The organism is Streptomyces sp. V4I2 (assembly GCF_030817655.1).
Taxonomy (GTDB): Bacteria; Actinomycetota; Actinomycetes; order Streptomycetales; family Streptomycetaceae; genus Streptomyces; species Streptomyces plumbiresistens.
Map to the genome: position 1 here is coordinate 705890 of NZ_JAUSZM010000003.1, position 22732 is coordinate 728621.

Consider the following 22732-nt stretch of genomic DNA (forward strand, 5'->3'; position numbering starts at 1 on the left):
GGCCCTTTTCCTGTGCCGGCGGCCGTCGGCCTGTTCGGCAGCCACGGGACGGCTTGAGCCGCGGCGGCCGTGGTCGCCGACCTCGGCGGCGATACGGCCAGGTGCAGCTCCGGCTCATCACCTGTACGGGTGACCGCGACCGTAGGGCCAAGGACCGCACGGACAGCCTGAGCAACTGCCGGCTTTCGGGCCGGCCGGTCACCCGCGTAGTGCATACGAGTCGCGCGCCGCCGGGGGCGGACTCAGGATCGAGGCACGCCGACGTCACACCGAAGTGGCCGACGCTCGTCCGCCTCTGCCCCCACGAAGGAGATGTGCACAGGATGACCACCACGTCTGAACGTGTTTCGGAACCGCTGACGCGACAGCCGTCGCAGCGTGTCTCCCAGTCCGTGTTCGACGGCTCCAGGCTCCGTGTCGTCCTGCTGGTGGACGTCTACGACGGCGCCCAGCAGCAGTTCCTCGAGGCGTACGAGCAGCTGTGCAACCAGGTCGCGTCCGTCCCCGGGCATGTCAGCGACCAGCTGTGCCAGTCCATCGAGAATCCCTCCCAGTGGCTCATCACGAGTGAGTGGGAGAGCGCCCCGCCCTTCCTCACCTGGGTGAACAGCGAGGAACACGTGCGGATGGTGGAGCCGCTGCACAGTTGTGTCCGGGACACCAGGTCGCTGCGCTTCCACATCGTCCGCGAGACCGGCGGTCCGACGGACGCCGAGCCCGGGAAGCGCCGACTCCAGACGTCGCCCAGGATCGGTGACGGCCTGATCCGTCACGCGCTCACCTTCACGGTCAAGCCGGGCAGTGAGGACACCGTCGCCAAGATTCTCGCCGGCTACTCCTCACCGGAGCCGCAGGTCGACGACACCACCCGGCTGTGCCGCACCTCCCTCTTCATGCACGGCAACCGGGTGGTTCGGGCCATCGAGGTGCGGGGCGACCTGCTCGCCGCGCTGCGCCACGTCGCCCGGCAGCCCGAGGTACGGGCTGTCGAGGAGGCCATCAACCCCTATCTGGAGCAGGACCGGGACCTCGATGATCCCGAGTCCGCCCGGGTCTTCTTCACCCGCGCGGCGCTGCCCGCCGTACACCATGTGACGGCGGGCCAGGAGAGCCCGGACGCCGTGCGGCACGCGTTGTACTACCCGGCCCGCGAGGGTTGCGGTCTGCGGCTGGCGGAGTTGCTCGCCCGGCAGGACGAGGCGGCGGCGGACGATCCGAACGGGCCGGTGCTGCGCAGCACGATTTTCCAGCGCGACGACGTCGTGGTGCGGCTGGTCGACGTGCGCGGCGGGCTCGACACCGATCCAGGCCCCGTGCTCGGTCTCGCGGGCCGCGGTCAGGCGGCCGAGCTGACGGAACTCCTCGACGGCGAAGCCCTCGGGGCGGACGCCTCGGCGCTGAGGGACGGCACCCCCGCTCGCCTCCTCACGGTCTCCCGTATGGAACTCGTCACCGACCGCCGCGCGCCGGACGCCTGAATCCCAGCGCCCGGGCGTGACGGCCAAGCCCTCATGTCGATGCAGCACATGTTCGGAGGAACGTCGTGATCAAACGCCATCCCGGAATCGTGGATGTCAGCGAGGTCGAGCCCAACACTCGGCGCGGTGGCGATCTGCGCGCCATGCTCACCCCCACCACAGTGGGCTCCACCAGCGGTTTCATGGGCGTGGCCATCGTGCAGCCCGGCGACCGCATCGCTGAGCACTACCACCCGTACTCCGAGGAGTTCATCTACGTCGTCTGCGGGCAGCTCGAGGTGGACCTGGACGGCGAGCCCCACCCGCTGCAGCCCGAGCAGGGTCTCATGATCCCCGCCCACATGCGGCACCGCTTCCGCAACGTCGGCAATGTGGAGGCCCGCATGGTCTTCCACCTCGGCCCGCTGGCTCCCAGCCCGCCGCTCGGCCACGTCGACACGGAGGACGCCGACGGCGTACCGATCGCGGTGGAGGCGGCCCACGCCGGCGGGGGCGGAACGGCCGAGCGACGTCAGGTGCATTCATGACGAGGCGCGTGGCGGTCACCGGCATAGGCATCGTCGCCCCGGGCGGTATCGGAGCACCGGCGTTCTGGGATCTCCTGGCCAACGGTCGCACGGCGACGCGGGGCATCACGTTCTTCGACCCGACCGGACTGCGGTCGCGGATCGCCGCCGAGTGCGACTTCGACGCGGCGGCCCACGGGCTGGACGCGGAGCAGGTCGCACGGTGCGACCGGTACATCCAGTTCGCCCTGGTCGCCGGGGAGGAGGCGATACGGGACTCCGGTCTCGACCTCGCCGTGGAGAACCCCTGGCGGGTCGGGGTCTCCCTGGGCACCGCGGTCGGTGGCACCACCCGGCTGGAGCACGACTACGTCCTGGTCAGCGATCGTGGGCAGCGCTGGGACGTGGACCATCGCGAGGCCGGCCCGCACCTGCAGCGCGCGTTCTCCCCCAGCACCCTCGCCTCGACGGTGGCGGAGCGGTTCGAGGCGCGCGGGCCGGTGCAGACCGTCTCAACCGGCTGCACCTCGGGGCTCGACGCGGTCGGGTACGCCTTCCACACGATCGAGGAGGGCAGGGCCGACGTCTGCATAGCCGGCGCCTCGGACTCGCCGATCTCACCGATCACCATGGCCTGCTTCGACGCGATCAAGGCCACGTCGCCGAGCAACGACGACCCCGCCCACGCATCCCGCCCCTTCGACGCCGACCGCAACGGCTTCGTCATGGGTGAGGGCGGTGCGGTACTCGTCCTGGAGGAGCTGGAACACGCCCTGGCCCGCGGCGCGCACGTGTACTGCGAGATCAGCGGCTATGCCACCTTCGGCAACGCCTACCACATGACCGGTCTGACCAGCGAGGGCCTGGAGATGGCCCGGGCCATCGAGGACGTCCTCGACCAGTCCCGGCTCGACCCCACAGCGATCGACTACGTCAACGCTCACGGGTCGGGCACCCAGCAGAACGACCGGCACGAGACGGCCGCGGTCAAGCGAGTCCTGGGCGCGCACGCCTACGACACGCCCATGAGCTCCATCAAATCCATGGTGGGCCACTCCCTCGGCGCGATCGGGGCGATCGAACTCGTCGCCTGTGCCCTGGCCCTGACTCACCAGGTCGTCCCGCCCACCGCGAACTACGAGACCCCGGACCCCGAGTGCGACCTGGACTACGTTCCGCGCGTCGCTCGCGAGCGAAGACTGAACAGCGTGCTCTCCGTGGGCAGCGGGTTCGGCGGCTTCCAGTCCACGGTGATCCTGACTCTGCCGAGGGAGAAGACACGATGAGCGAACCGCATCCTCGGCGCGCGGCCGTCACCGGAATCGGCGTGGTCGCGCCCAACGGAACCAGCACCGAGACCTTCTGGAAGTCCACCCGGGAGGGCATCAGCGTCCTGGACCGGATCACCCGGGAAGGGTGCGAGCACCTGCCGCTGCGGGTGGCCGGCGAGATCCGGGGCTTCGACCCGCCGTCGGCGATCGAGGAACGCTTCCTCGTCCAGACCGACCGGTTCACGCACTTCGCGATGGCCGCGGCCGACCTGGCACTCGACGACGCCCGGCTCCCCCGCTCCGACACCGACGCCTCGCCGTTCTCCGTGGGCGTGGTCACCGCGGCCGGTTCCGGCGGCGGCGAGTTCGGGCAGCGGGAGCTGCAGCAGCTGTGGGACAAGGGCAGTCGCTTCGTCGGGCCGTACCAGTCCATCGCCTGGTTCTACGCCGCGAGCACCGGGCAGATCTCCATCCGCCGCGGCTTCAAGGGCCCCTGCGGGGTGGTCGCCTCCGACGAGGCCGGCGGTCTGGACGCCCTGGCGCATGCGGCGCGGGCCGTGCGGCGCGGCACCGATGTGATGGTGGCCGGCGCGACCGAGGCGCCGCTGGCCCCCTACTCGGTGGTCTGCCAGCTCGGCTACGAGGAGCTGAGCACCGTCGAGGACCCGGATCGCGCCTATCGCCCGTTCACCGCCGCGGCCTGCGGATTCGTGCCCGCCGAAGGCGGCGCCATGCTCGTCGTGGAAGCCGAGACCTCGGCCCGGGAACGGGGAGCGCCCGTGCGGGCCACCCTCGCGGGACACACGGCCACGTTCACCGGTGCCTCCCGCTGGAAGCAGTCCCGGGAGGGACTGGCCGAGGCCATCCGGGGCGCCCTGCGCGAGGCCGACTGCGCCCCCGAGGAGATCGACGTGGTCTTCGCCGACGCGCTCGGCGTACCGGAGGCGGACCGTGCCGAAGCGCTGGCGATCGCGGACGCCCTGGGCCCGCACGGCACCCGCGTCCCCGTCACCGCGCCGAAGACCGCCATCGGCCGGGGCTACGGCGCGGCGCCCGTGCTGGACGTCGCCGCGGCGGTGCTCGCGATGGAGCACGGCGTGATCCCACCCACCCCCAACGTCTTCGACGTCTGCCACGACCTCGACCTCGTCACCGCCCGCGCCCGTGCCGCCGAGCTGCACACGGCGCTGGTCCTCAGCCGAGGACTCATGGGGTCGAACTCAGCGCTGGTGCTACGGCGCGGCGCCACCGACGCCCCGTAGCGAGGCATCCCCAGCACCCATCACGAAGCAAGGAGAAACCACATGAGTGACCGAATCACCGTGGAAGAGCTGTCCGAGCTCATGAAGAAGGCCGCCGGAGTCACCGTCGCCCCGCAGGAACTCGAGCAGCGGTCCGACTCCGGCTTCGACGCCCTCGGCATCGACTCGCTCGGTCTGCTCGGCATCGTGGGCGAGCTGGAGAACCGGTACGGCACGCCGATGCCTCCCGACGCGGAGAAGAGCAAGAGCCCCCGGCAGTTCCTCGAGCTCGTCAACGGCGCACTTCTGGCAGGAGCGTGACATGACCGGACACACGCAGAACGAGATCACCATCGCCGCACCGGTCGACCTGGTCTGGGACATGACCAACGACGTCGAGAGCTGGCCGCAGCTGTTCAGCGAGTACGCCTCCGTCGAGATCATGTCCCGGGAGGGGAACAGGGTCACCTTCCGGCTGACCATGCACCCCGACGAGAACGGCAAGGTGTGGAGCTGGGTCTCGGAGCGGGAGACGGACTGCGACGCGCTCAGCGTGCGGGCTCGCCGCATCGAGACCGGGCCCTTCGCCTACATGAACATCGTGTGGCAGTACGAGAAGGTGCCCGAGGGCACCCGGATGGTCTGGACCCAGGACTTCGCGATGAAGCCGGACGCACCGGTCGACGACGCCTGGATGACGGACAACATCAACCGGAACTCCAAGACCCAGATGGCCCTGATCCGGGACCGTATCGAGCAGGCCGCCATGGAGCGTCGGGCCGTGCCGACGCTGTCCGACTGAGCCGGACGGAGAACAGACGATGCACCAAACCCTGATCGTCGCCCGTATGGCTCCGGGGTCGGCCCTGGACATCGCCAAGGTGTTCGAGGAGTCGGACCGGGGAGAACTGCCGCACCTGGTGGGAGTCGCCCGGCGCAGCCTCTTCCAGTTCGACGACGTGTACCTGCACCTCATCGAGTCCGAGCGGGACCCCGGACCCGCCATCGCGAAGGCGGCCGGGCACCCCGAGTTCCGGGAGGTCAGTGAGCGGCTGTCGGCGTACGTCACCGCGTACGACCCGGCGACCTGGCGTTCGCCGAAGGACGCGATGGCGCACTGCTTCTACCGCTGGGAGCGGGACGCCACCTCCTGAACCACCCATGGGAACGCCGGTCGCCGGGCACACGAGGATCGTGTGCCCGGCGACCGGCGGTCTACGGGATCTTTCCGGGGGACGTGGTCACCCGGGGACGGTGCAGTCGAACGCGTGCAGGTAGGGGTTGACCGGGCGAACGTCGTCGATGACCAGGCCCGCGTCCGTCAGCCTGCCGACCATGCTCTCGGTAGTGTGCTTGGCCCCTCCGACATTGAGGAGCAGCAGCAGGTCCATGGCGGTGCTGAACCGCATCGAAGGCGTGTCGTCGACGAGGTTCTCGATGACCACCACCCGTGCTCCGGGACCACCCGCCTCGATGACGTTGCGCAAGGTGCGGGTGGTGCTGTCGTCGTCCCATTCCAGGATGTTCTTGATGATGTACACATCAGCCTGGACCGGGATGGCCGCGCGGCAGTCACCGGGCACGATGCGCATCCGGTCCGCGAGCGCGCCTCCCGCGCGCAGCCGTGGGTCGGCCTTGTCCACCACGCGCGGCAGGTCGAGCAGGGTGCCGTGGAGCGACGGGTACTTCTCCAACAGGCTCGCCACCACATGCCCCTGACCGCCCCCGATGTCCGCGACGGACTTGCTCCCCGACAGATCGAGGAACTGTGCGACATCCCGCGCCGACTGCACGCTGGACGTCGTCATAGCGCGGTTGAAGACGTCGGCCGATTCCGGGGCGTCCTCGTTGAGGTACTGGAAGAACTCCTTGCCGTACAGGTTCTCCACGACGTTGCGGCCGGTGCGCACCGCCTCGTCCAGCATTGGCCACGCGTCCCAGGTCCACGGCTCGGTGCACCACAGTGTGATGTCGCGCAGGCTGTTCGGGTCGTCCTCGCGCAGCAGGCGGGACATATCGGTGTGCGTGAACGTCCCGTCCTGCTGCTCGGCGAAGATGCCGTAGCAGGACAGGGCTCGCAACAGCCGTCGCAGCGGCTTCGGTTCGGTCTTCACCGCCGCCGCGAGGTCCTCCGCGGACAGCGGGCTGTCGCCGAGGGCATCGGCGACCCCCAGCCGGGCGGCCGCGCGAAGGGCGGCGGCACATGCCGCCCCGAACACGAGCTCCCTGAGCCGCATGGACGGCGGTGGGGCGGCCTGCGCGGCCTGCGTGACCTGTGTGGTCTGTGCGGTCGTCATGTGCCGCCTTCCTTCTTCGAGTTCATGGGCGACCACGGCCGGTCAGCACAGTCCGGCGGGCTTGGACGCCCCGCAGGAGTTGCCTTCGAAGGTGTTGCTCTTGCCGGTGTCCGCGTTGACGAGGTCCGCCGGGGCGTTGCCGCTCAGCTGGTTGCCGGTGATCCGGTTCCGCTCGCCGGGGGTCCCCACGAAGCTCTTGACCAGGACGATGCCGCCCGACATCGAGGATTTACCGGCGTTGTCCGTGACCCGGTTCCCCGTCACCAGGGTGTCCTCGGTGCCGGTCAGGACGATGCCGGAGCCCTGCAGGGCGTCCAGCCGTTCGGTCTTCGGGCAGGACTTGTTGTTCCGCTCGACGAGGTTGTCGCGCACGGTCAGGGCGCCGGCCCTCGGCTTGTTCTCGTCACCCACGACGAAGACGCCCGCGCAGTTTCCGGTCATGAGGTTGTCCGCGACGGTGAGGTTCCGCAGGCGCCGGACGGTGATGCCGATCCGGTTGCCCTCCAGGCGGTTGCGTGCGACCACCGTTCCTTCGGTGTCCGCGGCGCCTTCCTCGGCCTTGATGGCGTTGGCGAGGAACAGGCCGGCGTCGCCGTTGTCCCGGGCGATGTTCTTCCGGAACACACCGCGGACCGAACGCTCTTGGGCGATGCCCCACACGCCGTTCTTCACTGCGGTCACGTTCCGCACGGTCAGCCCGTCGGTCGCCAGAGCGAACACTCCGCTCTTGGCAAAGCCGGTCACGGTCAGGGAAGCGACGGTGACGCCCTCGACGTTGCGGTCCTTCGTCCCGACCACGCAGATGCCGTTGCCGTCCTCGGCACAGGGGTTGGCGGTCTTCTTCGTGCCCGGTGCGATGACAGTGTTGCGGCCCATGCCGCGCAGGGTGAGCCCGGACGTACTCACCCGGACGCTCTCGCGGTACGTGCCGGGGGTCAGGAGAACGGTGTCTCCCGATTCGGCGGCGTCCACCACTTTCTGGATCGACTCCCCCGGAAAGACCACGTGGGTCCTGTGGGCGGCAACGACCGGCGGGGCGGCCCCAAGCCCCGTCCCGATCAGCGCTGCGGTACACGCCAGGAAGGCGATATGGCATTTCGTCATATTCCGCACGGTATGACCTGAAGGTCCTTAAACAGGTCGGATAGTCCATCCGGTGGCGTGTCATGCGCGTGACGTCGACGCAGGCAGCGTGATCCGCTACGACCACCGCGGCACCGGCCGCTCCACCTGGGCGTACGACCGGCGGCCGCAACTCCTCATCGCCGACCATCCCGACGGGTTGCTCAGCGGGACCCTGATCGGCACCAGCGCACTCAGCACCGTCCCGTACATCCAGCCGGGCGGAAGCCGGACCGCCCGAGGAACTCCCGGCGATCAGCTTCCTTTCGACGCCGAGTGTGCCCGCGCGCTGGAGCGGAAGGTCATCGCGCACACCGGGCACCACACCGCCGGCACCGCGCATACCTGCGCCGACGCCTCCTACAGGGACCGCACCGAGCAGCTCGCCCCAGCGATCCACGGCGCACACATTGTCGACATCCCCGGCATGGGGCACGCGCTCCCCCTGAGGCACCCTCTTGGACCGTGAAGCGCCGCTCAGGTGACCGTCGAAGCCGGGCAACTGCGCGGCCGGCCCGACCCCGCGTGCAGGGCAGGCCGGCCGGCTCAACGGGGCAGCTTCAGCCCTGGCGGGCCTTGAAGCGCGGGTCCTTCTTGTTGATGACGAAGACCACGCCCCGGCGGCGGACCACCTGGGCCCCCGGTCTGGACTTCAGTGAGCGCAGGGACTTGCGCACCTTCATGGGTCTGCTCTCCTCTTACTCTCGCGACAGCCCGCGGTCAGTGCTGGGCCGCGGCCGGGCGGCCGTAGCGGCGCTCGAAGCGCTCCACCCGGCCGGCGGTGTCCACGACCCGCGAGGTCCCGGTGTAGAACGGATGGCTCGCCGAAGAGATCTCGACGTCGATGAGCGGGTAGTTGTTGCCGTCCTCCCACTCGATCGTCCGAGCCGAGCTCGCCGTGGAGCGGGTCAGGAATGTGGCGTCCGCGGCGCGGTCGCGAAAGACGACCGGCCGGGAGTCGGGATGGATGCCAGACCTCATGGTGTTTCCTTCCTTGTGGTCACCTGATGGCAGAGGTGTGGTTCAGCGTTGCTCCCGGAAGGGGACGTGCTGCCCGGCCACCGGGTTGTACTTCCGCAAAACAAGCCGGTCGGGGTCGTTGCCGCGGTTCTTGCGCGTCACGTAGGTGACGCCGGTCCCGGCCGTCGACCTCAGCGTGACGACGGGACGCGCGGTGTTGCGTGCCATGAGGTCCTCCTTTCGCCCACATCACCGATATTGATCGGTGCATGTCAGCTTCGAGTCATGTAACAACGACTCCCGCCGCCTCATTCCCGACCCGGCCAAGCGCCCCCTGCCGCACGGCGTCTCCCGCGTGTGGTGCACGAGGTCGCCGACGATGCACCCCTTCTCCGCTAGGTGATCGACGGCGCGGATCCCTTGGAGCCAGGGGGAGTTGGCGCGCCGTATGCTCCGTCTCGGGTCGTTGTTCGCCGCCAGTCACCGCGTACGAGCAGACGGAGGACGTCGCCGATGAACCTGGGCAGTCACCTCATCCAGCGCCTGCTGAGCCTTCCTCCGCCGCTCACCAGGGGATCCTGCCGGTCCGACCGCCCATCGATTGGGCCCCCTCACTTCACCGACTTCATGCGGAAAGCAGGCCCGGCGACGCGCTCGACGGCCTTCAAGGGTGCCTACGGCGCCTTCCTGGTCACCAACTTCTGGGCGCACGCCTCGGCGGCCAAGGAGACGGAGGAGATCAACGTCCTCGTGCGGTAGTGGAGTTCGCCCGACAGGGCTGATGACCTGACCTCTGGGCATTTCGGTCGGATGTCAGTGGTGTCTGGGACCGTGTGCGTCGTGGATGAACTCGTGGAACGTGTCGATGCTCAGGACCGAGTGCTGGGAGTGGTCAGCCGGAGGGGGGCCGTCCGGGAGGGCTGGCTGCACCGGGTTGGCGTGGTGGTGTGCCGCGACAGGCAAGGTCGCTTTCTCGTCCATCGGCGTGCCGAGCAGCTGTCCCGTTTCCCAGGGCACTACGAACTCGGTGTCGGGGGCGCCGCGGGAGTCGGCGAGTCCTATGAGCAGGCGGCTGCCCGCGAGCTCAGTGAGGAGCTGGGGGCGCGGGCGACAGTGTGCCTTCGGTTCAAGTTCCTCAACCGGGGTGGGCTCAGCCCTCACTGGCTTGGGGTGTGCGATGCCGTGCTTCCGGAGATCGGCGCCGCCGACCCGGAAGAAGTGGCCTGGCACGGGTGGCTGACCGAGTCCGAGCTGCGGCGGACTCTGCAGCAGTGGACCTTCACTCCTGACAGTCAGGAGATTTTCGGTCGGTATCTTGCATGTCGCGCTGACCCGGCGTCTTCGCGGAGAGGGTGTTCGTGAGCTGGGTCAAAGAAATGAAGCCGCTGGTCGTACCGAGCTCTCTGGGGGTTGGGCCGGCGGGTGTGGGGGTGTCGGCGAGGCGTTCGGCAAGGGCGGTGACCGCTTCGCGGTCGCCTTCGCGAGCATCGCGTTCGTCGTCGGTGAGATCGAGCTGTTCGAGCATCTGGTCGATGCCGTCCTTCACGGCCAGAAGCTGGCCGCGGGCGGACTGTTTGGGGACGTAGAACGGGCAGCGTGCGCAGGCCGGCCGGTGGGGGCACTTGGCGAGAAGTCGTAGCTGCAGTAGCCCTCGCCCAGGCTGGATGGTGCGGACGTTGCGGGCGAAGTAGTCGGCCTTCTTGTAGGCGGCGGTGAGGGTGCGCCGCAGGATCTCGGCGTAGTACCGGGTGCTGGCGGGATGCTTGTGCCCGAGCCATTGCTGCAGGCCGTTGACGGTCAACGGCTCGCGGGCGTTGAGGAGTTGGGTGGCGATGGTGGCGCGGGCGCGATGGCTGGTCAGCGCGCCGTGGGAGTCGGCGACCAGCAATTCACCGGCGCCCGCGATCTGGACAAGGTGCGCGAACTCAACCCGGCACTCAAGAACTTCGACCACTGGCCGGCCGAGAACGCCTCCAAGTTCCACATGAGCTGAGCGGGTCTCGAAGGCGCTCTCTCGCCACCGGGCTTGCGGGTCAGACCCGCACAGAGATGCGGCGGCCGGGTTCAGGGCCGCGGAATGTTGCGCAGGTTGGTCCTGGCCAGGTCGAGCATCTTGCCCACGCCTCCGTTGAGTACCGTCCTCCCCGCCGAGAAGGCGAATCCCTTCACCTGTTCGCCGGAGATGTGCGGCGGGATCGACAGTGCGTTGGGATCGGTGACCAGATCCACCAGACAGGGGCCGTCGTACGCCAGCGCCTCTCGCAGGCCTTCGCGGATCAGGCCGGGTTTCTCGATGCGGATCGAGTGGATTCCGACCCCCGCGGCGATGGCGGCGTAGTCCACCGGCTCGTGGTCGGTCTGGTAGTCGGGCAGGCCGTCGACCATCATCTCCAGCTTGACCATGCCGAGGGAGGAGTTGTTGAAGACGATCGTCTTCACCGGCAGCTTGTGCAGCTTGACCGTGAGCAGCTCGCCCATGAGCATGCCGAGCCCGCCGTCCCCCGACATCGAGATCACCTGACGGGCGGGATGGGCGAACTGTGCACCGATGGCGTGCGGGAGTGCGTTGGCCATGGTGCCGTGCAGGAATGAACCGATCACGCGGCGGCGGCCGTTGGGCGTGATGTAGCGGGCCGCCCACACGTTGCACATGCCGGTGTCGACGGTGAACACCGCGTCGTCGGCGGCGAGTTCGTCCAGGATCGACGCGGGGTATTCGGGGTGGATCGGTACGTGGTGCTCGACATTACGGGTGTAGGCGGAGACCACGTTCTCCAGGGACTTGGCGTGGTGGCGCAGCGTCCGGTCCAGGTACGAGCGGTCGCGCTTCGCCTCGACCAGCGGCAGCACCGCGCGCAGCGTCTCGCCCACGTCGCCGTGCACGCCCAGCTCCAGCGCGGTCCGCCGCCCGATCCGCCCCGCGTCGTGGTCGATCTGTACGGTGCGGGCCTGCGGCAGGAAGTCGTCGTAGGGGAAGTCGGTGCCGAGCAGTACCACCAGGTCGGCCTCGTGCATGGCGTCGTAGCAGGCGCCGTAGCCGAGCAGTCCGCTCATGCCGACGTCGTACGGGTTGTCGTACTGGATCCACTCCTTGCCGCGCAGCGTGTGCCCGAGGGGCGCGTGCACCCGGCCCGCGAGCTCCATCACCTCGGCGTGCGCGTCCCGTACGCCGGCACCGCAGAAGAACATCACCTTCTCGGCCGCGTTGAGCTTCGCCGCGAGTTCCCGCACCTGCTCGGCCGGCGGTACGACCCGGCCGCGGGCGGTGACGAAACTGCTCGATCCGGTGGGGTTGGTGGCGGGCGCGTGGGACAGGTCCCCGGGCATGACGAGCACCGACACCCCGTTGTCGGCCAGCGCACGTTGTACGGCGATCCGCACCAGGCGGGGCATCTGCGACGGCTGGCTCACCATTTCGCAGTACTGGCTGCACTCGGTGAACAGCCGTTCCGGGTGCGTCTCCTGGAAGAACCCGGTGCCGATCTGCTTCGACGGAATGTGGGAGGCGATCGCGAGCACCGGGGCCCCGGAGCGGTTCGCGTCGTACAGCCCCTGGATCAGGTGGGTGTTGCCCGGGCCGCAACTGCCCGCGCACACCGCGAGCCGCCCGGTCAGCTGCGCTTCGGCCGCGGCGGCCAATGCCGCCGCCTCCTCGTTACGCACATGGATCCACTCGATGCCGTCGGTACGCCGGATCGCATCCACGACGGGATTGAGGCTGTCGCCTACGACGCCGTAGATCCGTTCCACCCCTGCTTGTCGCAGAACATCGATCAACTGCTGTGCCACGGTCGGTGCACGCACCAGGGACCTCCTTGAACGGGTTTGTCGACAGTTCTGGTGCCCCATTGGGTGGTGGAAGCGGGCGAGATTTGCCGTAGTGAGGGGCTTCACGACGGGGTCACCAAGACACCTTGCGCCGCCGACGCCCCCGGCGTCGACCGCCTCGCGGACCGGTGTCCGGGTTTCCCCGAGTCGGCCGCCGACACCACCGTCCTGGGCCGTCAGAGGCGAAGTCGGCGCCGACCTCCCTGGCCGCCGCCGTGAGTTGACACGTCACCTACCATGTCCATTCGAGGGCCGCACCAAGGCCGCGAGGTGCAGGCCGAGTCCGGCCTGTCCACCGCCGACTACGGAATACTCGTCCACCTCGCCGAAGTCCCCGAGGGCCGGCTGCGCGTCCTGGAGTTGGCCAAGGCGGTGGAGTGGGAAACGAGCCGGATGTCCCACCACATCAACCGGATGGCCACACGCGGCCCGGCCGTCCGGGAGGACTGCCCCACCGACGCACGCGTGGCGTTCGTCGCCGTCACGCCCACCGGCCGTGAGGCCCGCGCGATGACGGCGCCCCGCCATGTCGAAGCAGTCCGCCGCCTGTTCATCGACCCGCTCACCCCGGCAGCGCTCGCCATGCTCGCCCAGACCTCCGACCACATCATCGAAAGGCTCCAGAAGGACTACCCATGAGCAAGCGGCGCGGCACTCAGCCATCACGGTCCGCCCGGGGCGCTTCCCAAGCCACTCCGCCCCGGCCGTTTCGCTTCACCATGCCGTGATCCGACGACACGCGAGACTCGGATCAAGAGCCGAGCCCTGCCCCACGGCGCACCAGGAGTATGGCCATGGAGAGATGGCCGGCACCCTCCGAGCAGACGCGCAGGGCGGCGCCGCGGCAGGCCCCGCGGCCCACCCACACGTGCCGCAGAGGCAGAAGGGCATCGGCAGCCCGGCAGAACACCTCGTTCACAGCCATCACGCCGGCGCGTGGGGGATCTCCCGTGGTGAGTGTTTCGCCAGTCGCCCACCAGTCCTGACGGCCGGAACCGGCGGACGGAGGATCTCCTGCTCCCGATCGGGCAGAACCGTCGGACAACGGGTACGCAGGAATCGAGCGGATGGTCCAGAGCAAGGGACGCTGTCACATCGCCAAGGTGAGAGTGACAGCTGCGGCAACCGCGACGAGGACGAGAGCGAAGGGAGCCATCGCGTTGCCTCGGGTCTCGGGGTTGGCGTAGTCACCGACCTTGGCGTGGAAGCCGATCGCCCCGATCATCGTGATGGCGAAGCCGACAGCGGCGGCGATCCCCAGGGGCTGCCAGAAGAGCCCCACGACCAGTCCGACGGCTGCGGCCACCTCGGCGAGCCCGATGAAGCGCACGAACCCGGCACTCAAGCCCATGTGCGACTGCAGACCGGCGGAAACGTCCCCCTTGAGCTGGGCCTTGGGTGCGCCGGCAGCGAGTGCCACGAGAGCCAGGATCACACTGAGGACGGCAGCGGCGATGTACATGGGGGCGGATTTCCTTCCAGCTCGACGCATGTCCCGGGCTAGGCCACACGCCATTGGTTGATGAATCAACCGAGAGCATAGGACGCGATGGTTGATGCGTCAATGCACCCCCAGGGGCGCGCCACCTCCCTCACTGGAATAGCAACCTCAGCCCTCACGTTCCGCATACAGTTGATCCATCAACCCCATGGAAGAGGCTGAGGACGATGCGGTCCGGGACCTTCACTGTCGGCGATGTCGCCACCGACTCGACCACGGGACGGACACCGACCGAGCACGAGAGGATCAAGGCGCTGGTCACCATCGCGCAGAAGGCGGAGGTCACCTCCTCCCCCACCACCATGCCGGGCTGGATCGCCGCCCGTACCGACCGCATCACCCTCTCCACCGCCACGACGCTGATCACCACCAACGACCCGGTGAAGATCGCCGAGGACCATGCAATCCTCCAGCACCTGGCCGACGGCCGCGTCGACCTGATGATGGGCCGCGGCAACACCGGACCGGTCTATCCCTGGTTCGGCAAGGACGTCCACCAGGGCATCCCGCTGGCCATCGAGAACTACGCACTCCTGCACCGCCTGTGGCGCGAGGATGTCGTGAACTGGGAGGGAAAGTTCCGCACGCCGCTGCGGGGCTTCACCTCCACGCCCCGCCCGCTGGACGGCGTGCCGCCGTTCGTCCGCTACCGCGAGCGCTACGAGCACTACGGCCACGGCACCGCCGAACAGGCCGTCGTCAGCCTCGGCGGCCACGTCTTCATGCGGAAGAACTCCCAGGACGCGGCGCGAGAGTTCCGCCCGTTCTTCGACCACTCGCCGCAGATGGGCGGCGGTCCCTCGCTCGAGCAGTACATGGAGCAGACCCCGCTGACGGTCGGCAGTCCGCAGGAGGTCATCGACAAGGCGCTGACCTTCCGCGAGCACTTCGGCGACTACCAGCGCCAGCTGTTCAACATCGACGGCGCCGGAGTCCCGCTCAAGAGCGTGCTGGAACAGCTCGACCTGCTCGGCGAGGAGGTGGTCCCCGTCCTGCGCAAGGAGTTCGCCGAGAACCGCCCCGCGAACGTGCCCGCCGGCCCCACCCATGCCGCACTGCTCGCTGCGCGCGAGGCCGAGGCCGAATCCGCGGGCTCGGCGACGGGAAGCGTGGGATATGCTGTTGATGCATCAACCAACCATCTCCGATCAGTCATCTCCGTGATCGTAAACTCGCAGCCGAGCGCTGGGACGGCGGTTGCCTCCAGTCGCCGGATTCCCAAGGAGGACAAGTGACGGTCAAGGTCATCGACGTACCCGAAGCGCGCCGCTACGAGGCCACATTGGACGGGTGGTCCGAGGTCGCGGGCTTCTCGCAGTACATCCGTACAACGGAACTGATCGCGTTCCTGCACACGGAGGTCGATCCGAGGTTCGAGGGCAGAGGGGTCGGTTCCGCTCTGGCTCGGACCTCCCTCGACGAGGCACGCGCCGCGGGGCTGAGAGTGCTGGCCACCTGCCCCTTCTACGCGGCCTGGATCGGCCGCCACCCCGAGTACGCCGACCTGCTGTACCAGGCCCGGAGCAAGGTCAGCGACTGAATCGGCCGACCGGCCGAAGACGCAGTGAGGAAGACCGGTATGAGCGGCAAAGCCCAGGTGAAGGCCTACACGGCGCCCGAGATCACCGTGACCTTCGAGGCGAGGCGCTGTCTGCACGCCACCGAGTGCATCAACGGGCTGCCCGAAGTCTTCGACCCGAGCAGGCGTCCATGGATTCAGCCCCAGGCCGCCTCCGCGGATCAGCTGGCAGAAGTGGTGCGCCGCTGCCCCTCGGGAGCGCTGCAGTACGAACTGACGGACGGCGGCAGGGAGACCCCGGACCGGCCCACCCACATCACCCGGACCCCTGCCGGACAGCTGCTGGTGCGCGGCGAGATGTCGCTGGACACGCGGGAGGGGACGCACACCGAGACCAGGGCCGTGCTGTGCGGCTGCGGGAACAGTCAGCTGCAGCCGTACTGCGACCACTCCGGCCCCTGCGGCCAGTGACACCGGCGGCGACCGCCGCCCCACCGCTTCCCCGAACCGTTTGCCCCGGCATGAATGAGGAGCTGAACAGAATGTCCCTTGCAGCGCAGTTCTCCGAGTACGGCACCAGCGAAGTGCTGCGCGTCGTGGACGTTGCGGCGCCCGCCCCGGGCCCCGGGCAGGTGCGGCTCGCGGTACGGGCAGCGGGCGTCAATCCGTTCGACTGGAAGGTCATGCACGGGTTCATGAGCCAGATGCTGCCTCTCGATCTCCCGGCGGGTCTCGGCTCCGACGTGGCCGGTGTGGTGGAGCAGGTCGGGGAGGGAGTGACCGCTTTCGCCGTCGGCGACGAGGTCCTCGGGACTTCGCGCACCCCGGCCTATGCCCAGACCGCGGTCGCCGACGCCGCCGCGCTGGTCACCAAGCCGGCCACCCTTGCCTGGGACGTCGCCGGAACTCTTGCGGGTTCGGGCGGAACCGCCTGGACGGTCCTCGACCGCCTCAAGGTCACCCAGGGCGAGACCCTGCTGATCCATGCCGCCTCCGGTGGCGTGGGCGCGTTCGCCGCCCAGCTCGCCGTGGCCCGGGGCGCGCGCGTGATCGGCACCGCGAGCCAGGACAACCACGAACGGCTGCGCTCGCTCGGCGTGATCCCCGTCGCCCACGGCGACAGTCTGGCCGACCGGGTACGGGCGATCGCCCCCGACGGAGTCGACGCCGTACTCGACGCCTCCGGCCGCGGCGAGATACCGCTGTCGATCGAACTCGCGGGAGGCCCCGAGCGCGTCCTCACCCTCCTGGCCTTCGACGCCGGCCATCTGGGCATCCAGGTCCACACGGACGGCCCGAGCGGCAACGGCATCAGGGCGCTGCACGACATCCTCGCCCTCATCGAGGAAGGACGGCTGCACGTCCCGATCTGGCGCGCCTTCCCCCTCGCGGAGGCAGCCGCCGCACTCGACCTGAGCCGTACGGGACACGTCGGCGGCAAGATCGTACTGCTACCGTAGCCATCGCTTTCGCCCCAGCACCCCTCCCGGAAGAACAGATCCATAGCAGTTGCCCGAGGAGCATGCCCTGATGCAGTGGGCCATGACCATGCTGATGAGGCGACGGCCGGCTCGGCTCACGGCGGCGCTCGCCGCCGCCTCCGCCGAACGGCCGTGATCCGCGCCGCGTTCCTCCCGCGCCCGGCAGTCGGTCAGCCGCCGATCAGGCGCCTCCCGCGCCCCGCCGTTCAGGCGCTTCCCGCGTCCCGTCACCGGTCAGGCGCTCCAAGGAACCTCCGGCCGCACCGCCGACCGCGAGGCGCCGCTCCAGAGGTCGGATCGCCATGCTCGCCGTCAGCGCCAGGCAGCCGACGACCACCCACGGCAGCACCCGGTTCACGCCGTACAGGACGCCGAACAGGCCGGGCGTCACCATGTCCGCCGTCGCGAACGAGTACTGGAAGGCCGCCAGATAGGTCCCTCGCACCCCCGGAGGCGCCGCCTCCGCGGAGAGCGCGTTCGAGGCCGGCCCGTGCAACATCTCCGCTGTCGCCCACAGCAGCATCACCAGCGCCAGGTAACCGACCAGCAGCGGCCCCCGCGGCAGCAGCACCGCCATGGCGGCGGCCACGCACCAGGCCGCCCACAGCCGGCCGCCCCAGGCCATCGCGCCGCCGCGGGAAGTGCGCCGTCGGGAGCGGCGGGTGACCTCGGCCATACAGGTGGCCACGACCACCGTGGTGATCGTGAGGAAGGCACCAACCGCCCAGTCCGGCGCGCGCAGCCCGCGGACCACGTAGACCGGTACGCCCACGGCCAGGAAGACCGTGCAGATGTTGAACAGGACGTTCACTCCGATCAGCCCCAGATACGGCCGGTTGCGCAGCAAGTGCCGTACCGCCTCCGGCGGTTGACCGCCAGGCCCGCCGGCCGGCCGCCGTGCACCACGTACGAACAGCCCGACGGTCACCGCCGCGACGACGAAGGAGATCGCATCCGCCAGCACCATGCCCCGGTACGCGTGCTGCGAGGCGAGCGCGAGCAGCACGCCCGCGAGCACCGTGCCGGCGCCGGTGCCGGCCGCCCGGATCATGCCCGCCCGGGCGAACCACTGGTCCCTGGCCGCCCCGTCCGCCTGCTCGGCGATGAGCGCGAAGACCGACGACCAGTACACCCGCAGCCCCACCGCCTCGACCAGCGCCGCCAGGAACAGCGACACCGGACCGGCCACTCCCAGGTACAGGAAGAACCCGGCGGCCTGCAACGACAGCCCCGCGATCACCACCGACCGCGGGCCGACGCGGTCGACGATCCGTCCGACGAGCAGCGGCAGCAGGAGCGAGCAGGCGGTGGCGGCGGTCAGCAGCAGGCCGACGCCGCTCTCCGGCAGGTCGGTGACGGCGAGGAAGTAGACCATGGACAGCGGGAGATAGAGCCCGGTGCCCACCGCGTCGATGACCAAGGCCGTCGGTATCGCCCAGGCGGCGCCGTCGCGGGCTCGCGGCCACCTCACGGCTTGCCGGGTGCGGCGAACGCCGCCACTCGGCGTCCGTCCGGTACGCACGGGGCAGCCTCCATTCCTGTCGGGCACCGGGATTCGTCGGAAACGCCTCTCGGCCGGCCCGGCGCCGGGCCGCCGCCTCCTCCCCCTGCCCCGGGCGCGCGTGAGCATGCCAACGCCGCAAGATCCGCGAGTCCCACGTTCTAACCGCCGACGCACTCTGAAGTCAACGGCGTTGGGCGGCAGCCCCGTCAGCACCCGCGGGTCCGGTGTCCGAGTCCCTCGGCCTGCGGCCCACTTTGTACGCGATGACTGTTCTCGCCGTCCCCGCCGCTCTCGCGCTGCTGTACGTCCCAGCCGTACGACGCCTCCCGGCGCAAGCCCAAGACACCGCGCGTGGCAGTGGAGGCGTTGACGCTGTGTCAGAGGCAGCCGGGTGAAGTGAGCCGGGAACTGAAGGCGCGCGCTGGGCGGGTGTACGCCTCATGCAGGTGTCAGCCGACCGATCTCGGTGAGCAAGGCTTCTGTGTGGGGACGTACGCGCGCCTTCAGTTCCCGGCTCCAGTTCTCTTCGGAGTAACGGCAGTTGAGGTACAGCTCTCTGGCGTGTTCCAGGACAGGGCGCTGATCCGGAGGGAGCCGGACGAGGGCCCAGTCGGCTGCGGCGTCCTTGGGTCTGATCTCACCGGTGGCGAGCGTGGTCCAGATGCGCGCCAGGGTCAGGACGACGTTGCGGGTATCGCTCTCCAGGTCGTCGAGCAGGCCAGGGATCCCCGACACACTGGCCCGGACCAGGTCGGCATGGGGGACGCGATCCAGGACCCGCGCCGGCGGCGGGCCGCTGACGGCGTGGTCACCGGCGAGCACCATCGAAATCAGCAGGGCAAGATCCGGCATCGGCCCCGCCTGAGGGGGCCCGCCTGACTCGAACTCGTCGCGCAGCCACTCGCCGTAGAGAAAGTCACCGTTCGGCGGGAACCGCCATGGGCGGACTTCGGACTGGACGACAACAGTGAGCTCGACCGGGCGGGCTGTGTCAGGTGCACCGGAACCGGAGATCTTCAGCAGCCCGTCGAGGAGCGACTGCCGTTCCCGACCGTTCATGCGCCGCCGTGAGACGACAAGGATGTCCACGTCGCTAGCCGGTTTGAGACCGCCAAGCACGCAGGAGCCGTGGAGATACGTTCCGATGGCCTCGGGCCCGAGCACCTGGCCGACCAGGTCCACGATCTTCCGCAACTGGTCCATCGCACAAGCGTGGCACACCGGCTCGTGCGGCCGCACCTGCCTGCGCATGGCTCGTCGATCAGTCGGGTGTCTCGGCCGATTCGGAGTCGGACGGCGCGGACCGCTCGATGTCGTCGTTGGTCGCGGCCCAGCTGGCCAGCAGGTTCAGGGCGTCCTGCGAGGCTGACGCGGGCTCGGCGGTGTAGGTGAGGAGGAACTGGCTGGGATCCGCCCCGAGTGGGAACGTCTCGAACGGAAGGTCGAGGTCGCCGACCACCGGGTGGTGGAGGCGCTTGACGCCGGTGGTGTGGATCCGCACGTTGTGGGCCGCCCAGCGGCGACGGAAGTCCTCGCTGCGGGTGGACAGTTCCCCGATCAGGTCCGTCATCCGGCGATCGTAGAGGTCGCGGCCGGCCTCGGCGCGCAGCATGGCGACCGCGTCGTTGGCGACCTGGTCCCAGTCGCGGAAGAACTCGGTCGCGTGCGGGTCGAGAAAGACGAACCTGGCGTTGTTGGGCGGCCGCAGCGGGTCGGCGTAGACCGGGGAGAACAGGGCGCGTCCGAGGGGGTTGGCGGCCAGGATGTCCCCGCGACCGCTGAGGACGAACGCGGGTGTACCGGTCATCGAGTCGAGGACGCGCTGCACCGCGGGCCGTACGCGCTGCTGGGCGGGTCGGCGGCGTGGCGGGCGGGTGGTGCCGGCGCCGCGCAGGAGGTCGAGCAGGTGGATGCGTTCGGCCTCGTCGAGCTGCAGGGCTTGCGCGATGCCGTCGATGACGCTCTCGGAGACGCCGGTGGCGTTGCCGCGCTCCAGCCGGGTGTAGTACTCGCTGGAGATGCCCGCGAGCAGGGCGACCTCCTCGCGGCGCAGCCCGGTGACCCGTCGGCGGTCTCCGCCGTACGAGGGCAGTCCGGCCTGCTCGGGGGTGACCCTGGCCCGTCGCGTGCCCAGGAACTCCCGGATCTCCGCGCGGAAATCACCGCGGATGTCGCGGTTGGTGCCGTGAGGGTCGTTTCTGCCTGCCATGCGTTTCACTCTACGAGCGCTTCCGCCGGGTTGGGGGTCCCTGTCAGTGACCCCCTCATCAGGGACTCCCACGCTCCCGTGACAACCGGTTCTGTTGGTGGTGCACCGCCCACGGCGGTGTGAATGGCCCGGATACGGCGCTGCTTGTGCCGCCGGTCTCCAGCCCCTTCGCGGCGCCGTCGGCGCCGCGATCACCGTAGTCAGAAGGACGAACATGCGTCGTTACACCAAGCCGGCCGCCGTAGCCACGGCGCTGGGAGCGCTCAGCCTCGCGGCCTTCGGATCAGGAGCCGCGGACGCGGCCGGCACGGCCGACCGGAATACCGGCTCCTGGTCGGAGTCCCGAGTCACGGCGGTATCCGACTCGTGGAACCACCGGACCGCTCAGGTGAACAAGCGCATCATGGAGCGCTACACCAGTGAGTACCTGCCCGGTCGCGACCCCGCTCTGGCGAGCAGGTTCGTCAGCCCGGACATCGTCGTGCACTCCGGCGGCCAGACGTGGCAGGGCCGGGACACCTATCTCGGCATCGTCGCCGCGAACCTGAAGGCGTTCCCCGACCTCAAGTGGACGGTGGAGGATGTGCGGGCCGAGGGCGACACCGTGGCCATCCGCTACTCCATGACCGGCACCCACGAAGGACCGTTCGCCGGGGTCGAGGCCACGGGCAAGGCCATCCGCTCGGAGAGCATGGCGTTCTACCGTCTGTCCCACGGCAAGATCGTCGAGGAACGCGCCCAGCTCGACATGCTGGGCATCCTCCGGCAGATGGGCGCCGTCCCCGTCGCATAGCGGCGGAGCTCTGTACGGCACCCGCATCCACTCCCCCACGCCGACGCGATGACCTGCCCTCGCCGCGCCCTCGGCACGTACGGGTCCGCCCCCGCCGACCCTGTGCCGCACATGCAGGGAACCGAAGAAGCGAACCAAGGACGCAGGACACAGGACACCCCCATGGCAACGAAACTGACCGGCACCGTCGCTCTCGTCACCGGTGCGAGCAGCGGCATCGGCGCTGCTACCGCCCGTCGGCTCGCCGAGGACGGCGCGTCCGTCGTCCTCGTGGCCCGCCGCAAGGACCGCCTGCACGGCCTGGCCGCCGAGATCGAGAGGGCGGGCGGTAGCGCGCTGGTGGTGGAGGCGGACATCACCGACCGCGCCCGGGCCGAGGCTGCCGTCGAGCAGACTGTCGAGCACTTCGGGCGGCTGGACACCCTCGTCAACAACGCCGGCCTGATGTTGCTGGGCCCCGTCGTCGGCGCGGACGCCGCTGAGTGGGAGCGCATGATCGCCGTCAACGTGCGGGGCCTGCTCCACACCACACACGCCGCCCTCCCGCACCTGCTCAAGGCTGCCGAGGACGGGCCGCGCCAGGTCGCCGACATCGTCAACATCAGCTCCATCGCCGGCCGCGTCGCCTGGAACGGCTATGCCGTCTACAACCTCACCAAGTTCGGCGTGAACGGCTTCACCGAGTCCCTGCGCCAGGAAGTCACCCAGCGGCACCTCCGCGTCGGTGTCCTGGAACCGGGCGGCGTGAACACCGAGCTGGACTCGCACAACAAGCCCGAGATCCACAGCGAGATGATCCAGCCCTTCCTCGACACGACCGAGATCCTCGCCCCCGAGGACATCGCCGACGGCGTCGCCTACATGGTCACCCGGCCCCGCCACGCCTCGATCGCCGAGCTGTGGATCATGCCCACCGACCAAGCCTGACGCCGTTCGGCCACGCCCCGTCCGCTTCCCTCCCCCATCCACCGCCCGGCCGACCGCCGGGACGGGCACGACGCACCATCCCCGCACACACCCGG

Annotated in this window: 28 protein-coding genes and 1 pseudogene; 18 read left to right on the forward strand and 11 right to left on the reverse strand. The window is 69.4% G+C overall.

Going from position 1 to position 22732, the window contains the following annotated elements:
- The first annotated feature begins 323 nt into the window (after positions 1-323).
- The 7 genes from QFZ76_RS04025 (at position 324) to QFZ76_RS04055 (ending at position 5650) form a co-directional block, all read left to right on the forward strand.
- Positions 324-1478 (forward strand): SchA/CurD-like domain-containing protein, encoded by a 1155-nt coding sequence (locus QFZ76_RS04025; protein ID WP_307672380.1) that lies wholly within the window; start codon positions 324-326, stop codon positions 1476-1478.
- Between the two features lie 65 nt (positions 1479-1543).
- A complete protein-coding gene (locus QFZ76_RS04030; protein WP_266451938.1) occupies positions 1544-2005 on the forward strand; it encodes a cupin domain-containing protein in 462 nt (153 codons plus the stop codon).
- Positions 2002-3270: a beta-ketoacyl synthase gene (locus QFZ76_RS04035; protein ID WP_307672381.1), complete on the forward strand. Its 1269-nt coding sequence runs from the start codon at positions 2002-2004 to the stop codon at positions 3268-3270. The genes QFZ76_RS04030 and QFZ76_RS04035 overlap by 4 nt, the downstream gene beginning before the upstream one ends.
- A complete protein-coding gene (locus QFZ76_RS04040; RefSeq protein WP_307672382.1) occupies positions 3267-4517 on the forward strand; it encodes a ketosynthase chain-length factor in 1251 nt (416 codons plus the stop codon). Before QFZ76_RS04035 ends, QFZ76_RS04040 begins: the two co-directional genes overlap by 4 nt.
- 42 nt (positions 4518-4559) lie before the next feature.
- A complete protein-coding gene (locus QFZ76_RS04045; RefSeq protein ID WP_266451935.1) occupies positions 4560-4817 on the forward strand; it encodes an acyl carrier protein in 258 nt (85 codons plus the stop codon).
- A 1-nt stretch (position 4818) separates the two neighbouring features.
- Positions 4819-5298: an SRPBCC family protein gene (locus tag QFZ76_RS04050; protein ID WP_307672383.1), complete on the forward strand. Its 480-nt coding sequence runs from the start codon at positions 4819-4821 to the stop codon at positions 5296-5298.
- Between the two features lie 19 nt (positions 5299-5317).
- Complete coding sequence (locus tag QFZ76_RS04055) at positions 5318-5650, forward strand: TcmI family type II polyketide cyclase (RefSeq protein WP_307672384.1); 333 nt, start codon at positions 5318-5320, stop codon at positions 5648-5650.
- Between the two features lie 87 nt (positions 5651-5737).
- Here QFZ76_RS04055 and QFZ76_RS04060 read toward each other — a convergent pair whose 3' ends face one another.
- The gene (locus QFZ76_RS04060) at positions 5738-6793 is read right to left on the reverse strand and encodes a methyltransferase (protein ID WP_307672385.1); all 1056 of its coding nucleotides are present in this window, start codon (positions 6791-6793) and stop codon (positions 5738-5740) included.
- Between the two features lie 42 nt (positions 6794-6835).
- Entirely contained in the window at positions 6836-7897 is a 1062-nt protein-coding gene (locus QFZ76_RS04065) for a nitrous oxide reductase family maturation protein NosD (RefSeq protein WP_307672386.1), read from the reverse strand.
- An 88-nt stretch (positions 7898-7985) separates the two neighbouring features.
- Between QFZ76_RS04065 and QFZ76_RS04070 the strand changes: the two are divergent.
- Positions 7986-8384, forward strand: a pseudogene (locus QFZ76_RS04070) (alpha/beta hydrolase); the annotation flags it as partial.
- Between the two features lie 91 nt (positions 8385-8475).
- Here the strand turns inward: QFZ76_RS04070 and ykgO are convergent.
- Genes ykgO through rpmG form a run of 3 tightly spaced genes read right to left on the reverse strand, consistent with a single transcriptional unit; the run spans position 8476 to position 9103 of the window.
- Positions 8476-8598 carry a type B 50S ribosomal protein L36 gene (gene ykgO, locus QFZ76_RS04075; protein ID WP_266801006.1) on the reverse strand — a complete coding sequence of 41 codons (123 nt, stop codon included), beginning with the start codon at positions 8596-8598 and terminating at the stop codon, positions 8476-8478.
- Between the two features lie 37 nt (positions 8599-8635).
- Positions 8636-8896, reverse strand: a complete 261-nt coding sequence (locus QFZ76_RS04080; protein WP_307672387.1) for a type B 50S ribosomal protein L31 — start codon at positions 8894-8896, stop codon at positions 8636-8638.
- A gap of 42 nt (positions 8897-8938) precedes the next feature.
- A complete protein-coding gene (rpmG, locus tag QFZ76_RS04085) occupies positions 8939-9103 on the reverse strand; it encodes a 50S ribosomal protein L33 (protein WP_307672388.1) in 165 nt (54 codons plus the stop codon).
- Positions 9104-9502: 399 nt separating this feature from the next.
- On the opposite strand from rpmG, the gene QFZ76_RS04090 reads away from it, so the two are divergent.
- A complete protein-coding gene (locus tag QFZ76_RS04090; RefSeq protein ID WP_307672389.1) occupies positions 9503-9634 on the forward strand; it encodes a hypothetical protein in 132 nt (43 codons plus the stop codon).
- A gap of 51 nt (positions 9635-9685) precedes the next feature.
- Positions 9686-10237, forward strand: a complete 552-nt coding sequence (locus tag QFZ76_RS04095; protein ID WP_307672390.1) for an NUDIX domain-containing protein — start codon at positions 9686-9688, stop codon at positions 10235-10237.
- Here the strand turns inward: QFZ76_RS04095 and QFZ76_RS04100 are convergent.
- Positions 10155-10763 (reverse strand): hypothetical protein, encoded by a 609-nt coding sequence (locus tag QFZ76_RS04100; RefSeq protein WP_307672391.1) that lies wholly within the window; start codon positions 10761-10763, stop codon positions 10155-10157. The two genes, QFZ76_RS04095 and QFZ76_RS04100, sit on opposite strands and share 83 nt — an antisense overlap.
- Between QFZ76_RS04100 and QFZ76_RS04105 the strand changes: the two genes are divergently transcribed.
- Positions 10743-10868, forward strand: coding sequence for a hypothetical protein (locus QFZ76_RS04105; protein ID WP_307672392.1), 126 nt, complete (start codon positions 10743-10745; stop codon positions 10866-10868). The two genes, QFZ76_RS04100 and QFZ76_RS04105, sit on opposite strands and share 21 nt — an antisense overlap.
- 71 nt (positions 10869-10939) lie before the next feature.
- Here the strand turns inward: QFZ76_RS04105 and QFZ76_RS04110 are convergent, their stop codons facing one another.
- On the reverse strand, positions 10940-12679 hold the full coding sequence (locus QFZ76_RS04110) for a pyruvate dehydrogenase (protein ID WP_307672393.1): 1740 nt from the start codon (positions 12677-12679) through the stop codon (positions 10940-10942).
- Between the two features lie 261 nt (positions 12680-12940).
- Here QFZ76_RS04110 and QFZ76_RS04115 point away from each other — a divergent pair, with 261 nt between their 5' ends.
- Positions 12941-13342 (forward strand): MarR family winged helix-turn-helix transcriptional regulator, encoded by a 402-nt coding sequence (locus QFZ76_RS04115; RefSeq protein ID WP_307672394.1) that lies wholly within the window; start codon positions 12941-12943, stop codon positions 13340-13342.
- Between the two features lie 451 nt (positions 13343-13793).
- Here QFZ76_RS04115 and QFZ76_RS04120 read toward each other — a convergent pair whose 3' ends face one another.
- Positions 13794-14165, reverse strand: a complete 372-nt coding sequence (locus tag QFZ76_RS04120) for a DoxX family protein (protein WP_307672395.1) — start codon at positions 14163-14165, stop codon at positions 13794-13796.
- Between the two features lie 206 nt (positions 14166-14371).
- Here QFZ76_RS04120 and QFZ76_RS04125 point away from each other — a divergent pair, with 206 nt between their 5' ends.
- The 4 genes from QFZ76_RS04125 to QFZ76_RS04140 all read left to right on the forward strand — a co-directional run bounded on the left by QFZ76_RS04125 (position 14372) and on the right by QFZ76_RS04140 (position 17183).
- On the forward strand, positions 14372-15439 hold the full coding sequence (locus tag QFZ76_RS04125; RefSeq protein ID WP_307672396.1) for an LLM class flavin-dependent oxidoreductase: 1068 nt from the start codon (positions 14372-14374) through the stop codon (positions 15437-15439).
- Complete coding sequence (locus tag QFZ76_RS04130) at positions 15436-15744, forward strand: GNAT family N-acetyltransferase (protein ID WP_307672397.1); 309 nt, start codon at positions 15436-15438, stop codon at positions 15742-15744. Before QFZ76_RS04125 ends, QFZ76_RS04130 begins: the two co-directional genes overlap by 4 nt.
- Positions 15745-15783: 39 nt before the next feature.
- A complete protein-coding gene (locus QFZ76_RS04135) occupies positions 15784-16194 on the forward strand; it encodes a (4Fe-4S)-binding protein (protein WP_307672398.1) in 411 nt (136 codons plus the stop codon).
- Positions 16195-16265: 71 nt separating this feature from the next.
- Positions 16266-17183: an NADP-dependent oxidoreductase gene (locus QFZ76_RS04140; protein WP_307672399.1), complete on the forward strand. Its 918-nt coding sequence runs from the start codon at positions 16266-16268 to the stop codon at positions 17181-17183.
- A gap of 202 nt (positions 17184-17385) precedes the next feature.
- Here the strand turns inward: QFZ76_RS04140 and QFZ76_RS04145 are convergent, their stop codons facing one another.
- From QFZ76_RS04145 to QFZ76_RS04155, 3 genes are all read right to left on the reverse strand, one after another.
- Positions 17386-18675 carry an MFS transporter gene (locus QFZ76_RS04145; protein WP_307672400.1) on the reverse strand — a complete coding sequence of 430 codons (1290 nt, stop codon included), beginning with the start codon at positions 18673-18675 and terminating at the stop codon, positions 17386-17388.
- A gap of 471 nt (positions 18676-19146) precedes the next feature.
- Positions 19147-19911, reverse strand: coding sequence for an aminoglycoside adenylyltransferase family protein (locus tag QFZ76_RS04150; RefSeq protein WP_307672401.1), 765 nt, complete (start codon positions 19909-19911; stop codon positions 19147-19149).
- Positions 19912-19969: 58 nt separating this feature from the next.
- Entirely contained in the window at positions 19970-20917 is a 948-nt protein-coding gene (locus QFZ76_RS04155; RefSeq protein WP_307672402.1) for a helix-turn-helix domain-containing protein, read from the reverse strand.
- Positions 20918-21131: 214 nt separating this feature from the next.
- On the opposite strand from QFZ76_RS04155, the gene QFZ76_RS04160 reads away from it, so the two are divergent.
- Together QFZ76_RS04160 and QFZ76_RS04165 are read left to right on the forward strand one after the other, a co-directional pair.
- On the forward strand, positions 21132-21710 hold the full coding sequence (locus QFZ76_RS04160; RefSeq protein ID WP_307672403.1) for an ester cyclase: 579 nt from the start codon (positions 21132-21134) through the stop codon (positions 21708-21710).
- Positions 21711-21872: 162 nt separating this feature from the next.
- A complete protein-coding gene (locus tag QFZ76_RS04165; protein WP_307672404.1) occupies positions 21873-22637 on the forward strand; it encodes an SDR family NAD(P)-dependent oxidoreductase in 765 nt (254 codons plus the stop codon).
- Positions 22638-22732: the final 95 nt, after the last annotated feature.

Bases quoted from the DNA above. Each gene is read 5' to 3' on its own strand.
- QFZ76_RS04025 (WP_307672380.1), top strand. From the start codon at position 324: ATGACCACCACGTCTGAACGTGTTTCGGAACCGCTGACGCGACAGCCG.
- QFZ76_RS04035 (WP_307672381.1), top strand. From the start codon at position 2,002: ATGACGAGGCGCGTGGCGGTCACCGGCATAGGCATCGTCGCCCCGGGC.
- QFZ76_RS04040 (WP_307672382.1), top strand. From the start codon at position 3,267: ATGAGCGAACCGCATCCTCGGCGCGCGGCCGTCACCGGAATCGGCGTG.
- QFZ76_RS04045 (WP_266451935.1), top strand. From the start codon at position 4,560: ATGAGTGACCGAATCACCGTGGAAGAGCTGTCCGAGCTCATGAAGAAG.
- QFZ76_RS04050 (WP_307672383.1), top strand. From the start codon at position 4,819: ATGACCGGACACACGCAGAACGAGATCACCATCGCCGCACCGGTCGAC.
- QFZ76_RS04055 (WP_307672384.1), top strand. From the start codon at position 5,318: ATGCACCAAACCCTGATCGTCGCCCGTATGGCTCCGGGGTCGGCCCTG.
- QFZ76_RS04060 (WP_307672385.1), bottom strand. From the start codon at position 6,793: ATGACGACCGCACAGACCACACAGGTCACGCAGGCCGCGCAGGCCGCC.
- QFZ76_RS04065 (WP_307672386.1), bottom strand. From the start codon at position 7,897: ATGACGAAATGCCATATCGCCTTCCTGGCGTGTACCGCAGCGCTGATC.
- ykgO (WP_266801006.1), bottom strand. From the start codon at position 8,598: ATGAAGGTGCGCAAGTCCCTGCGCTCACTGAAGTCCAGACCGGGGGCC.
- QFZ76_RS04080 (WP_307672387.1), bottom strand. From the start codon at position 8,896: ATGAGGTCTGGCATCCATCCCGACTCCCGGCCGGTCGTCTTTCGCGAC.
- rpmG (WP_307672388.1), bottom strand. From the start codon at position 9,103: ATGGCACGCAACACCGCGCGTCCCGTCGTCACGCTGAGGTCGACGGCC.
- QFZ76_RS04090 (WP_307672389.1), top strand. From the start codon at position 9,503: ATGCGGAAAGCAGGCCCGGCGACGCGCTCGACGGCCTTCAAGGGTGCC.
- QFZ76_RS04095 (WP_307672390.1), top strand. From the start codon at position 9,686: ATGTCAGTGGTGTCTGGGACCGTGTGCGTCGTGGATGAACTCGTGGAA.
- QFZ76_RS04115 (WP_307672394.1), top strand. From the start codon at position 12,941: ATGTCCATTCGAGGGCCGCACCAAGGCCGCGAGGTGCAGGCCGAGTCC.
- QFZ76_RS04120 (WP_307672395.1), bottom strand. From the start codon at position 14,165: ATGTACATCGCCGCTGCCGTCCTCAGTGTGATCCTGGCTCTCGTGGCA.
- QFZ76_RS04125 (WP_307672396.1), top strand. From the start codon at position 14,372: ATGCGGTCCGGGACCTTCACTGTCGGCGATGTCGCCACCGACTCGACC.
- QFZ76_RS04135 (WP_307672398.1), top strand. From the start codon at position 15,784: ATGAGCGGCAAAGCCCAGGTGAAGGCCTACACGGCGCCCGAGATCACC.
- QFZ76_RS04140 (WP_307672399.1), top strand. From the start codon at position 16,266: ATGTCCCTTGCAGCGCAGTTCTCCGAGTACGGCACCAGCGAAGTGCTG.
- QFZ76_RS04150 (WP_307672401.1), bottom strand. From the start codon at position 19,911: ATGGACCAGTTGCGGAAGATCGTGGACCTGGTCGGCCAGGTGCTCGGG.
- QFZ76_RS04155 (WP_307672402.1), bottom strand. From the start codon at position 20,917: ATGGCAGGCAGAAACGACCCTCACGGCACCAACCGCGACATCCGCGGT.
- QFZ76_RS04160 (WP_307672403.1), top strand. From the start codon at position 21,132: ATGCGTCGTTACACCAAGCCGGCCGCCGTAGCCACGGCGCTGGGAGCG.
- QFZ76_RS04165 (WP_307672404.1), top strand. From the start codon at position 21,873: ATGGCAACGAAACTGACCGGCACCGTCGCTCTCGTCACCGGTGCGAGC.